The 12,676-nt window shown below is 44.9% G+C and carries 10 protein-coding genes; 6 read left to right on the top strand and 4 right to left on the bottom strand.

What is annotated here, in order from left to right; genetic code table 11:
* Positions 1-41 precede the first annotated feature (41 nt).
* Positions 42-896, bottom strand: coding sequence for a MurR/RpiR family transcriptional regulator (locus ACVA53_RS06135; protein WP_255042087.1), 855 nt, complete (start codon positions 894-896; stop codon positions 42-44).
* 339 nt (positions 897-1,235) lie between these two features.
* Between ACVA53_RS06135 and ACVA53_RS06130 the strand changes: the two genes are divergently transcribed.
* The 5 genes from ACVA53_RS06130 to ACVA53_RS06110 all read left to right on the top strand — a co-directional run bounded on the left by ACVA53_RS06130 (position 1,236) and on the right by ACVA53_RS06110 (position 8,989).
* Complete coding sequence (locus ACVA53_RS06130) at positions 1,236-2,087, top strand: SDR family oxidoreductase (protein ID WP_446504714.1); 852 nt, start codon at positions 1,236-1,238, stop codon at positions 2,085-2,087.
* A gap of 1,501 nt (positions 2,088-3,588) precedes the next feature.
* A complete protein-coding gene (locus ACVA53_RS06125; RefSeq protein ID WP_255042090.1) occupies positions 3,589-4,263 on the top strand; it encodes a TetR/AcrR family transcriptional regulator in 675 nt (224 codons plus the stop codon).
* 47 nt (positions 4,264-4,310) lie between these two features.
* Positions 4,311-6,587, top strand: a complete 2,277-nt coding sequence (locus tag ACVA53_RS06120; RefSeq protein WP_446504713.1) for an acyl-CoA dehydrogenase — start codon at positions 4,311-4,313, stop codon at positions 6,585-6,587.
* Positions 6,588-6,785: 198 nt separating this feature from the next.
* Positions 6,786-7,988 (top strand): enoyl-ACP reductase FabV, encoded by a 1,203-nt coding sequence (gene fabV, locus ACVA53_RS06115; RefSeq protein ID WP_255042094.1) that lies wholly within the window; start codon positions 6,786-6,788, stop codon positions 7,986-7,988.
* A gap of 686 nt (positions 7,989-8,674) precedes the next feature.
* A complete protein-coding gene (locus tag ACVA53_RS06110; RefSeq protein ID WP_446504712.1) occupies positions 8,675-8,989 on the top strand; it encodes a hypothetical protein in 315 nt (104 codons plus the stop codon).
* A 221-nt stretch (positions 8,990-9,210) separates the two neighbouring features.
* Here ACVA53_RS06110 and ACVA53_RS06105 read toward each other — a convergent pair whose 3' ends face one another.
* Complete coding sequence (locus ACVA53_RS06105; protein ID WP_274138602.1) at positions 9,211-9,522, bottom strand: hypothetical protein; 312 nt, start codon at positions 9,520-9,522, stop codon at positions 9,211-9,213.
* Positions 9,523-9,680: 158 nt separating this feature from the next.
* On the opposite strand from ACVA53_RS06105, the gene ACVA53_RS06100 reads away from it, so the two are divergent.
* Positions 9,681-10,250, top strand: a complete 570-nt coding sequence (locus tag ACVA53_RS06100; protein ID WP_446504711.1) for a TetR/AcrR family transcriptional regulator — start codon at positions 9,681-9,683, stop codon at positions 10,248-10,250.
* Positions 10,251-10,387: 137 nt separating this feature from the next.
* On the opposite strand, the gene ACVA53_RS06095 is transcribed toward ACVA53_RS06100, so the two are convergent.
* A complete protein-coding gene (locus ACVA53_RS06095) occupies positions 10,388-11,731 on the bottom strand; it encodes an ATP-binding protein (protein ID WP_255040949.1) in 1,344 nt (447 codons plus the stop codon).
* Complete coding sequence (locus ACVA53_RS06090; protein WP_107297463.1) at positions 11,731-12,405, bottom strand: response regulator; 675 nt, start codon at positions 12,403-12,405, stop codon at positions 11,731-11,733. Before ACVA53_RS06090 ends, ACVA53_RS06095 begins: the two co-directional genes overlap by 1 nt.
* Between the last annotated feature and the right edge of the window lie 271 nt (positions 12,406-12,676).

Genomic DNA, 12,676 nt, shown 5'->3' with positions numbered 1-12,676 from the left:
TTTATTATGCCGCGTGTAAATGGCTTAAAATCACAAGCAGGTTAGATAGTCCCTTCTTTGGTGAAGCGAGAGTCTTTTAGTGACTCTTTAACCCGCTTTAGATTTTCGCGAAAACCTGCACCTCGGCGTAAGGTAAAGCCAGTTGCAAGCACGTCGATTACGGTCATCTGCACCACACGGCTCGCCATTGGCATGTAGACATCAGTATCTTCTGGTACGTCTAAGCAGATAGAGATGGAACACTCGCGATCCAATGGTGAATCTTTTGCTGTAATGCCGATCACCGTGGCGCCGTTCTCGCGTGCCATACGAGCAACGTCGACTAAGCTTTTGGTACGTCCTGTGTGGGAAATCATCACCACCACATCACCGTCGCTACAATTAATCACGCTCATGCGCTGCATCACAATGTCATCAAAGCATACAACCGGAATATTGAAGCGGAAGAACTTATTTTGAGCATCGTGAGCGACAGATGCCGATGCACCAAGGCCAAAGAAGGAGATTTTTTTTGCTTGGGTCAACAGATCAACAGAACGATTGACCTGCATTGGGTCAAGACTATTTTTCGCTACATCAAGGCATGCCATGGTCGATTCGAAGATTTTCGACGTGTACGCATCCGGCCCGTCATCTTCTTCGACGTTGCGGTTCACATAAGGCGTACCGTTGGCTAGGCTCTGGGCAAGGTGCAGTTTAAAATCTGGAAAGCCCTTAGTATCTAAGCGACGACAGAAGCGGTTTACTGTAGGCTCACTGACGTCCGCCATTTTAGCCAGTGTTGCGATGCTTGAGTGAATGGCTGTCTGTGGCGATGCAAGGATTACTTCAGCGACTTTACGCTCTGATTTACTGAAGTTATCAAGATTCTTTTGAATTTTCTCTAGAGTATTCATGGCGGTTACCGCTCGTTACTGAATTTCGTTATTGGCTTTCTTATCGCATAAAGTGCTTAAAGCCATTTTGATGAAACTATACTACTTTTCATGGATCTGCTCCTAGTAAATCCATGAATATCGCTTTCTCTTTTTATTATAGTTTGACAGGGATCGAATTTTTTCTTTCAAAACTGAAATTTTTTTTAGCCAAAATTACGACTTTTAGGGCTGATATCTGCTTTTTATGTAGCTAATTTTCAATCTTCAGGAATTAATTTACAGGATGAAATAAATCAAGGTGAAAGAATAAGCAGTAAAATGAAACCGGCTTTCAGAGTTATGTGATCGGTGAGGTCTATGAAACACAGAAAAATAAACAAGATAAGCATTTGTGGTTGTGGTTGGCTGGGTTTGCCATTGGCGATGCACTTTGTGTCGTCAGGGGTAGAAACATGGGGTAGCAAGCAAGATCCTGAGAAGGCAAAAACCTTGGCCGAAAGTGGTATTCGAGGTGTAGCTTTATCTCTCCCCCAATCGCTGAATGAGCCTGCCATTCTTTCGCCGCAAATAAAGCAGTTCTTTAATACCGATTTGTTAGTCATAAATGTTCCGCCCGGTCGTAACGAGGGAGCAGCTGATGATCTGATAACTAAAATTAAGCAACTTTCGGAGACAGCCAGAGCGCTTGGTTGCCAGAAGGTGTTGTTCATTAGTACAACTGCGGTTTACGGTGCTTGCGAGGGAGTGGTTGAGGAGGTGACTGAGCCATGCCCTAATACGCTGTCAGGGAAAGCCCACCTTGAGATAGAGCAGTATTTGTTGGCGGAGTGGGGGCGTGAAGTGGTGGTGTTACGTTTGGCTGGGCTTATCGGGCCAAATAGGCACCCTGTTCGTTTTTTATCGGGGCGTCAAGGTATAGAAAATGGACAGGACCGGGTAAACCTCATCCACCTGGATGATTGTATTGCGGCGATATCCCAATTGGTTCATCAATGGTCGCCACATCAGGTGCTGCATCTTGCCTCATCACAACATCCGACCCGAGAAGAGTACTACAGCAAAATGGCGCAGTTAGCGGGTTTGCCTTTGCCGGTGTTTACAGCCTCTCTTGACCGCAATAGTAAAGTGATTAATGCGGAGAAAACGTGTCAATGGCTATCGATTGAACTTGCCCATGACAGTCTACTTTCAGCCCCTCCTGAGCTATGAGACTTCTTATACCAACGTACATAAATATTTTTTCAGTGCAAATACTTGATCAACTACTTATCCAGGTTGATATTATTTGTTCACAGGAAATTTAGCGATCAGCAAGGCAAAAAACCAACACCTGATGTTGTTTGATCGATTTACAGGTTGTATGAGTTGGGTGGATTATTGCTTTGCACAAAAAAAAGCCCACTGAAAGTCAGTGGGCAAAAACCTATACACAATTAGGAGTTAAGCAGCAGTGGCATCATAATTAAAGAAGGGAAGGATAAACCTGTATGAACCGCATCTTTAATCTGAATCATGTAAAGTAAGACTGGCTGAAAATCGAATAGTTCAAAAAAAATTAAATTTTCTTCAGATAAAAAAATGCCCACTGAAGTTCAGTGGGCGAAAGCTCTATATACAATTAGGATTTTAGCAGCAGTGGCATCTTAAATTAAAACCGCAAATTCTTATGATTAACTGAGAAAAGCGCCTTTAATATGAATGTCACTATATATGACTGAAATAAATTCAATTGGTTCCCACAAGTTAAAAAAAAATTGGTAATGACGATAAAATCAGCAAATTGTCTACGGGCAGGGACTAATGATGAATTGTCTGCAGCTTTAGGTAAAAAAAAGCCCACTGAAAGTCAGTGGGCAAAAATCCATATACACAATTAGGAGTTTAGCAGCAGTGGCATTTTAAATTAAAACCGCGTAATTAAAGAGTTAATGGTTAACTAAGAAACGCGCTTTTAATATGAATGACACTATATATGACTAGCCGAAATTCAATTGGTTCAAAAAATTTAAAAATTTTTGCAATGGTGAAAAAATGGGCTGTGGTGATATGTTATTGGCGCGGTATGAGCATGAGAGCCCGGGTAATGCGGGTAAGCTGTCGATAAAAAAAAGCCCACTGAAAGTCAGTGGGCGAAAGCTCTATATACAATTAGGAGTTTAGCAGCAGTGGCATTAGTAGATTAAAGAGTAAATGCAATTTGCGGCCAGCAATGTTGATAAGTCTTTAATCTAAATGTCACTATATAGGACTGGCGGTTTTCATTTTGGTTCATAAAAAACAGAAAAAAGGAGTCATTTTTTTATAACTGTTTGATTTTAAATCGAGAGGGATAAGCAAAAACAAAAAGAATATGACCAAATAAAGAAAACCCATCTCCATGGGTGGGGATGGGTTTCGAAGAATGTCTTCTAAGAAAAAGCAGTGGCATTAATTAGGACCCGTGAATGTGCACTTTGTTCCAAAAATTTTCCACTTTCTCAGATTTTTTTTATTTGCTTAGATCTCAACCCTTTTGCATGAGACACAGGTAAGACACTATTAGCCCAGTACCTTGCTGGTGCGCTATAACGCAAAAGATTGATCACCTTCACGACTTGCACATTAAACATCGAAAATATCAACGTGTTACAACATGGTGTATATTTGCGACTTGTTAAAAATGTTTCTTAGATGTAAAGTTTAAACGAGTGTTTAATACAGGTGAATGAATATGGCAGGAAAGGGAGAAACCAAGGCACGTATCTTAGATGCCGCCGAGCTACTCTTTGCCGAACATGGCTTCAAAGACACGTCACTGCGAACTATCACCAGCAAAGCTGGGGTTAATCTGGCGTCTGTCAATTATCACTATGGCGATAAGAAAACCTTGGTCAGGGCGGTACTGGGCCGTTACCTCGATGCCTTCATGCCTCGCTTGCAGTCAGAACTGGAAGCGCTGCTGACCCGCGATGATTTCTCAATGGAAGATGTTTTCCGTTGTATCAAAGAACCGTTGTTAGTTCTCAATGATCACCGCACCAACGGGGCTACTGTTTTTATGTCATTGATCGGCAGGGGATATACTGATGTTCAAGGCCATTTGCGTTGGTTCATCATGACCCGGTACGAGCAAATTCTGACTTTATTTACTACCGCAGTGTGCAGAGCTAACCCTTCTTTGGATCCCGAAACCTTATTCTGGCGTCTGCATTTTACTCTCGGGGCATCCGTTTTCACCATGGCATCGTCAACGGCGTTGTGCGAGATCGCCGAGAATGACTTTTCCCGTAAGGTTAAACCTGAAGATTTGATTGAGCGTTTGGTGCCTTACTTGGCGGCAGGCGTTGCAGCTCCGATAGAACAATCGCTTTCGCTGATTGGCGAACAGCAAACAGGAACACGATAACAGTATGTAATACCAATAACGATAAAAGTGACAAAAGGACCTGAAACATGAGTACGTTAACCAAGATAAGAAAACGCTATCTCAGTGATCCCGCATTCAAGATGTTTAAAAAAGTGTTGCCACCACTTTCCGATACTGAACGAGAGGCCATGGAGGCTGGCAGCGTTTGGTGGGATGGTGAGTTGTTTGGCGGGAATCCAAACTGGAATACCTTGCTGACTTACCCGCAGCCGATATTGAGTGCTGAGGAGCAGGCGTTCATCGACAATAAGCTAGAGCCATTGTTGGATATGTTGAACGACTATCAGATTGTCCAGGAAGATAAAGATCTGCCACCTGAAGTGTGGGAGTATCTGCGCAAAGAAAAATTCTTCTCGCTGATTATTGGTAAGGAATACGGTGGCTTGGATTTTTCAGCTCATGCTAACTCGACCATTGTAACCCGCATTGCAACCAAGAGCTTGAGTGCGGCCGTTTCGGTGATGGTTCCTAACTCATTGGGCCCAGGTGAGCTGCTGACCCACTATGGTACCCAAGAGCAGAAAGATTACTGGCTGCCACGCTTGGCGCACGGCGAAGATGTGCCGTGTTTCGCACTTACCGGACCGGAAGCGGGCTCTGATGCTGGTGGTATTCCCGATCAGGGGGTGGTGTGTTACGACGAGTACCAAGGCGAGCAAGTCTTGGGTATCCGTGTTAGTTGGAATAAGCGCTATATTACGCTCGCACCTGTTGCCACCGTACTTGGCTTAGCCTTTAAATTACAAGATCCTGACGGACTTATTGGCGAGAAGAAAGAGCTAGGTATTACCTGTGCCCTGATCCCGTCTGATCACCCGGGTGTCGAAATCGGTGAGCGCCATGATCCACTAAACCTTGCCTTTATGAATGGCCCAACCCGAGGCAGTGATGTCTTTATTCCTATGGATTGGGTTATTGGTGGTCAGGATTATGTCGGCCGAGGTTGGCGTATGCTGGTGGAGTGCCTGTCGGCTGGCCGAGGAATATCTTTGCCAGCACTTGGTACCGCGGTCGGACACCTGACGGCGAGAACGACAGGTGCCTACGCTTATGTCCGTAAGCAGTTCGGCATGTCGATTGGTAACTTTGAAGGTGTCGCGCAGGCGATGGGGCGCATTGGTGGCTTTACCTATATGTTAGAGGCGTCCAGAACCCTGACAACGACGTCGCTGGATATGGGGGAAACGCCGGGAATCGTCACTGCGATAGCGAAGTACCATATGACGGAGATGGCCCGTACCATCCTTAATGATTCGATGGATGTGCACGCTGGCCGCGCAATTCAACTTGGGCCAATGAACTATATTGGCCACCACTATTTTGGTATGCCGGTTGCTATCACTGTCGAAGGGGCCAACATTTTGACCCGCAACCTGATGATCTTTGGTCAGGGGGCGACCCGATGTCATCCATATGTACTTAGTGAAATGGAAGCGGCGGCTAACCCTGACAGCAGGGAAGGGGCCAAGGATTTCGATAAACTGTTGTCCAGCCACATTGGTTTTGCTGTTGGTAATGTGAGTAAATCACTGCTTAATGCCTTTAGTGGTTCACGTTTCAACAACTCGCCGGTCAGTGGTGAAACCGCTAAGTACTATAAACAGCTATCTAGAATGAGCCGGGCATTGGCAGTCGCGGCTGACTTTGCCATGCTGAGCTTGGGCGGTGAGTTGAAGCGACGCGAAATGGTATCTGCACGTTTGGGTGATATATTGAGCCACTTGTATCTGGCCTCTGCAGTGCTTAAGCGTTATGAAGATGAAGGCCGTCAGCAGCAGGATTTACCTTTTGTACACTATGGCTTGCAGCATTGTCTGCACCAATGTGGCGTGGCCTTTGATGAGGTGTTGGCGAATTTTCCGCGTAAAGGGGTTGGCCGCCTACTGCGTACTTTGCTGTTCCCGCTAGGTATTCATTATGCCGCTCCGAAGGATGAGCTTGCAGTGAAGATCGCCGAGCTGTTGATGCGTCCAGGTAAGCAGCGTGACCGTCTGACTCACCTTTGTTATGTCGGTAAACACGAAGATGATCCGGTTGGACTGATGGAGCGGGCATTTATTGCCATGTACGGGGTGAAAGATCTTGAGCGTAAAATTGCTAAGGCGGTTAAAGCCGGTGAGATCCCACGCAAGGTTTCATTAACAGAGAAGTTACAAATTGCCCTCGATGCGGGGATCGTCACAGAAGCAGAAGTAGAAAAAATGCAAAATGCCGATCAGCTAAGACAGAAAGCGATTCAGGTGGATCACTTCTCTGCCGCACACTTTAAAAAAGGCGGCTTACAACCGGGGAAAGCAGCCTAAGGCTCAGGCCTTGTGAACAATAAACCTGGTGTCTCCCATGTGCCACGCAATCGCGTGGCACTTTTTTTATTATTTTTTGTGACTTTCCGCGCGGAACACCTCCAACCACTGTCGAATTTAGCGTTTTCGCTCATAAATTTAATGCGATTTTGTCATTTACCTTTTATCCTACTGTCAATTGTGTAAGGGAAGTTGAAAATGATCATCAAACCTAGAATTCGTGGATTTATTTGTACAACGACTCACCCAGTGGGTTGTGAGGAAAACGTCAAAGAGCAGATTGCATACACTAAGGCGCAGGGCCCAATTGCCGATGCCCCTAAGCGTGTGCTAGTTGTAGGTTCATCAAGCGGCTACGGTTTGTCTTCACGTATTGCGGCTGCATTCGGTGGCGGTGCTGCAACAATTGGTGTGTTCTTCGAAAAACCGGGAACTGAAAAGAAACCGGGTACAGCAGGCTGGTACAACTCTGCCGCATTCGATAAGTTTGCTAAAGAAGAAGGTCTGTACTCCAAGAGCTTGAATGGTGATGCTTTCTCTCACGAAGCAAAACAAAAAGTGATTGATCTGATCAAAGAAGATCTGGGTCAGATTGATATGGTTGTTTACTCACTGGCTTCTCCTGTGCGTAAAATGCCTGATTCAGGTGAAGTGGTTCGCTCTACCCTGAAGCCGATGGGTGAAACCTATACGGCGACAGCTGTTGATACAAATAAAGACGTATTGATTGAAGCAAGCATTGAGCCTGCGACAGAGCAGGAGATTGAAGATACTGTTACTGTGATGGGCGGCCAGGACTGGGAGCTATGGATCAATGCACTGTCTGACGCTGGTGTCTTGGCTGATGGCTGCAAAACGGTGGCCTATAGCTACATCGGTACTGAGATCACTTGGCCTATTTACTGGCACGGTGCTCTGGGCAAGGCGAAAATGGACCTTGACCGTGCGGCTTCTGAGCTTAACGATAAGCTATCAGCGAAGGGGGGGGCCGCTAACGTTGCCGTGCTTAAGAGCGTCGTGACTCAGGCGAGCTCTGCAATCCCGGTCATGCCTCTATACATCGCTATGGTCTTTAAAAAGATGCGTGAAGAAGGTGTTCATGAAGGTTGTATGGAGCAGATCCACCGTATGTTCACCCAGCGCTTATTCAAGGCTGACGGTAGCGCTGCCGAAGTTGACAGTGAAAACCGTTTACGCCTAGATGACTGGGAACTACGTGAAGATATTCAAAAGCACTGTCGTGACCTATGGCCTACCGTAACCAATGAGAACCTATTTGATGTTGCTGACTACCAGCAATACAAAGATGAGTTCTTGAAACTATTTGGTTTTGGCATCGAAACGGTTGATTACAGTGCTGACGTAAGCCCTATTGCAGAGTTTGATGTTAAAGACATTTAATTTCGCTCAGAAAGCCTAAATAAAAAACCGCCGAAAGGCTAACTCCTATCAATTAAGATGTTTGGAGTGAACCACATAGCGGTTTTACTGATACGAACGGTCCTTGATTTGGGCCGCTTTTTTCGTTCAGGCAATATATAATACCAACCTACATAAATATTTGATCAGTCTTGCAGGTTAAAATCGCTGTTCTCTGCGTTAGATATTTTGTAATTAGAGCCACTAGTTACTGCAATATCTGCCTTGATAACAACGATTTTTCCAGTGCAAATACTTGATCAACGACGTATCCAGATTGGTATAACGTTTCACTCGTTCTCGCATTGCCCTTAACTTCTTGGGTGTTGAGGGCAATGCGATTACACACCACATTAACTCATCTTGGATATCCCTAAAGCCATCATAAAACTGATCAATGGCTTAGCTGATCGGTGTTACCTTATAGGGCGTCTGTATATGGGAAGGTGTTATCTGATTTTAGTTCTTACTTCGGGACAAAGAGCAAAGACGACACTTGCTGGCGTGGAGCTGTGGTCGATGATTAAAAATGGGCAGCTCGATAACCCTGAGGACTTCAAACTCCAACAAAAAATATATGACATTGCTTCCATATGGGTCGGATATCTCGGATTCATTTAGTTTTACGGTCTACTTTAGATTCGGTTATTACGCTAGAGGATGTAATCATGAACAAGGAAATTCAAAAAATATCATGCGTAAATTCGGCTGCATTTGTAATGCATTTTGAAGTTAAAACTCACATGGCTGCTCAAGACATATCGCTTGGCTCAACAGGTAATTATCCGGTTGGTCAGGAACGAACTATTGACCTTTCGGCGGTTGATGGATTAGAGCCAGGGATGGAAGTGTTTGTAGTTGTTAAAGCGGTTCTCGGGAAAACGGAAAAGTACAAAGAAAAATATACATATCAGAAAAATGGTTTAACTCAAGCGTTTAGAGTACATGGAACCACACTGAATTATACAATCCAAGAGCTTTAAAAAAGGGTGTTGTAAAACCCCGCTTTTAAACGGGATAAGCACAGGAAGGTCGCCTTGGCGGCCTTTTTTCTTTATGAAAGTCCAGAGTTAACGCGATTAATTCACGGCTCTGTGGATTAAAAATAAAATAATGATTGACCTATTATGGACAATCATTGGCTTGAGCGGGGCACATCTCCCCTCAACTATGCGTTGTGCGAGGGGAGGAGCTCTTCGTACGATTAGTTACTCGACGAGCTATGGAAGATGGTTGTAGAAGCGACAGACTGTCCCATATCAGATGCTTCGACTTTAACTGAACGACTACTATTTAAGGTTAGAGGGATAAAGACTCTGCCACGTTCATCGGTTGTAAATGAAGCGTCATTGAGTTGAGGAACATTAGCAACATTAACGGTTAGTCCTGATGCGGGTTCAGATTGCTCTGTTGCTTTTACATAGATGCCATTCTGGGTATCACGTAGTTGTAATTCGACAGCAGAAGCAGACATAGACGCGACAAGTAATGTTGATAGTGCAATTGATTTAAGCATGTTGATTTCCCTTTTATTGGCTGAATTGTTATTTTTCTTTTTTGAAACTAAACTGTTTCGTTTTGTTGATTAAACAATAGCCTTGTAAATTACCCCTGTCAAGAGTATAAAACTAATTAGTTTCGTTTTATTTTGTGTTGTTGATTGAGGGGAAGGTGATGAGCCGTCAGGAAGAAAATAAACGTCGTGCGATTGAAGCGACATTGGCGTTGTGTGTGAAGCATAGCTATCACGGTACCAGTATGGATACGATTACCGCGGCGACAGGTATGTCCAAGGCGACGATTTACCGACACTTTGGCTCAAAAGAGGTGTTGATTGCGGAAGCCTTAGCACTGCATAGTCAGCAGACACTGTCTCAGTTAGCACAACTGTTTAATGACCCAGATTTGACGCTTGAAGATAAGTTAACAGCTCGATTTTCGACATTGGAAAGGTTGGTTGAAGCCAGTGAATTTCATGGTTGTATCTATCAGCAGGCATTCAATGAGTTCCGTCATGAAGATGAAGATATTGCAGGCGTTTGTATCTCGTATAAACAAGAGCGTATTCGTTTGGTTACCGAGCTCTTACTGGCTAACGACATTAAGCAGGCTAAAGAAAAAGCAACTCGGGCTGAATTGATTTTCAACGGGCTATTGGCATCGCTAGAAATGGGGTTAGACCCTGAGTTAATCACGTTGGCCAAGCGTATGTACTTTGAGCAGTTGCAGTTAATCACCTCATGATTGATACCAACCTACATAAATACTTGATCAACTACTTATCCAGATTGGTATAAATACCTGCTACTAAATGATTTAAATAAAAAACCGCCAATTTGGCGGTTTTTTTATTTATCTAAGCAGCTAAAGAACTGAGGTGCTTAGTTTTTAGGTAACTCAACCACAAAGGCGGCACCTTCAATTGATGCGGATTCAACATGAATTGTGCCCTTATAACTCATGACTATCTCGTGGCAAACTGACAGGCCGATACCTTGTCCGGGGTTGAGCTGATCAGCTCGAACACCGCGCTGGAAAATAGCTTCTCGTACGTCTTCTTGCACACCGGGACCGTCGTCTTCAATAACGATGATAAACCGATCAGGCTTTTCCTTTACTGTAATCCGAACCTCGCTAATACAGAAGCGGTAGGCATTTTCCAGCAAGTTACCAAGTAGTTCCATTAAATCACTACGGTTGACGGGTAACGTCAACTTGTCATTGAAGAAACAGCGCAACGAGACGTTTTTCTCGTTATACACCTTGCTAAGTAAACGGCTGAAGCTATCTATTAGTGGTTTTAATTCGGTCTTGTCTTTTTGCAGCCCTTGCTGGCCCATCATGGCTCGCTTCAACTGGTACTGCACCAGTTCATCCATTTGGCTGATCTGTTCCATTACCCGTTGGTTAAGCTCAAAGCGCGCTATGTCTTTATCATCCAGTAGGGCATTGGTAGCAGCCAAACGGGTTTTTAGGCTATGTGCCAAGTCATCCATTGCATGGCGGTAACGTCCTTTCTGGGCGTTACTGATCTCAATCAGGCGGTTGAGTGCTAAAGTGATGTCCTGTAATTCCATTGGGAAATCATCATCAAGCTTGTCGCGCTTGGAGTCGGTCATCTGATCAAGCTGTGATGCCATTTTTCGCAGTGGTTGGAAGCTCCAGTGGAAAGCCGCAATCAAGAATGCGATAGCGATAAGGACAAAAAGCCCTAAGTAGAATGTTGTACGTTTGTGTAGTTGGTTGAGTGATGACACATAGGAATCGCCGGGGCGCAGCACCACAAGTTGGTAGATATTGCCGCCTTCTCGCTCTTGGCTCATGTTGTAGGCAATGTAGCTTTCGCCTTCCGGCGTTTCGACCAAGGTTGGTACCGGGATGCTGTCAGGGAGTTCGCTACAAATATTACCGATATTGGCCTCTTTAGCTTCATCGGAAAGCCAAATGGTGTGATCGGATTTGTCACAAACGACAGACATATAATCAGTGTCGGATGGGTCAACCGAGTCAATCCATTTATCAACATCTTTGATCAGGCCCGCCCGGTTTAGTTGGGCGACAACCATGGGCATTTGGGCAACAAGCTCAGACGAGTAAGCGGCCATATAACTTTGGCTATAAAGCTGGTTAATCACCCCTGCGAGTGCTGAGGTGATCAAAACGATAATAGCCACCGAGGTGACAAGGACCCGTCGGCGGAGCCTCGGTTGGATAATTCTCTTCATTATTGCGCTTGAAGCTCGAAAATATAGCCTTGGCCACGGATAGTAGAAATTGGGTTTTCTTGACCGTTATTGGTAAATTTCTTGCGCAGGCGGCTGATCATCACCTCAATGGTGTTTGGATCACCCTCCTGATCTTCGTAAAGTACATCAAGTAGTCGTTGCTTGGATACTACCTGTCGGCTGTGGCGCATCAAGTATTCCAGCAGGTCATACTCAAATGCGGTGAGTTCAAGCAGGTTCTCTTGGATAAAGACTTGCTTGGCCAGCAGGTCGACACGGATATCACCGGCGGTCATTTCTGGTTTGACAAAGCCAGCGCTGCGGCGGACTAGGGCACTGAGACGTGCGACCATTTCTTCTTTCTGGAATGGTTTCACCAGATAGTCATCGGCACCGGCCTCAAGCCCAGTGACTTTGTCCTGCCAGTTTGAGCGGGCAGTTAAAATCAGAATCGGTAGGCGTAGTCCTTTTTCACGCATATCTTTGATCAGGCTGATACCATCACGATCGGGAAGACCGATATCAACGATAGCCACATCGTTTGGGTAATCTTGGGCAAAGAATAGGCCTTCTTCGGCGGTTCCAGCACACTGGACCTGGTGCCCCATTTCACTCAGTTGGGATTTCAAGTGGTGGCTCAGAATCGGATCGTCTTCAACAATAAGGATGCGCATAGTTTTGATTACCAATAGTTTTTCATTCTATTCATACAATATACTGAATAGAGCATGAGGTGGCGAATATTTCCTAGCAATTTGTTGTGCTAATCAGGGATATACGGAGAATTTTATCTCTTTATAGCTTAGATGAAAGGGACTGAATCTGTGCTGACTCATAGCCTGTATGGTAAGCAAAAAAATGCCCCCGGCAGTGGGCCTGCTGGGGGCATCGCTTTTCGTTTTGTCTGTATAAGGCTGTAAAACCATAGGTTCTCATGCCTTAAGT

It is taken from the genome of Photobacterium sp. DNB23_23_1 (assembly GCF_052873815.1).
This window is presented reverse-complemented; position numbering and strand designations above follow the sequence as displayed.

Coding starts and splice junctions, on each gene's coding strand:
- ACVA53_RS06135 (WP_255042087.1), bottom strand. CDS start 896: ATGAATACTCTAGAGAAAATTCAAAAGAATCTTGATAACTTCAGTAAA.
- ACVA53_RS06130 (WP_446504714.1), top strand. CDS start 1,236: ATGAAACACAGAAAAATAAACAAGATAAGCATTTGTGGTTGTGGTTGG.
- ACVA53_RS06125 (WP_255042090.1), top strand. CDS start 3,589: ATGGCAGGAAAGGGAGAAACCAAGGCACGTATCTTAGATGCCGCCGAG.
- ACVA53_RS06120 (WP_446504713.1), top strand. CDS start 4,311: ATGAGTACGTTAACCAAGATAAGAAAACGCTATCTCAGTGATCCCGCA.
- fabV (WP_255042094.1), top strand. CDS start 6,786: ATGATCATCAAACCTAGAATTCGTGGATTTATTTGTACAACGACTCAC.
- ACVA53_RS06110 (WP_446504712.1), top strand. CDS start 8,675: ATGAACAAGGAAATTCAAAAAATATCATGCGTAAATTCGGCTGCATTT.
- ACVA53_RS06105 (WP_274138602.1), bottom strand. CDS start 9,522: ATGCTTAAATCAATTGCACTATCAACATTACTTGTCGCGTCTATGTCT.
- ACVA53_RS06100 (WP_446504711.1), top strand. CDS start 9,681: ATGAGCCGTCAGGAAGAAAATAAACGTCGTGCGATTGAAGCGACATTG.
- ACVA53_RS06095 (WP_255040949.1), bottom strand. CDS start 11,731: ATGAAGAGAATTATCCAACCGAGGCTCCGCCGACGGGTCCTTGTCACC.
- ACVA53_RS06090 (WP_107297463.1), bottom strand. CDS start 12,405: ATGCGCATCCTTATTGTTGAAGACGATCCGATTCTGAGCCACCACTTG.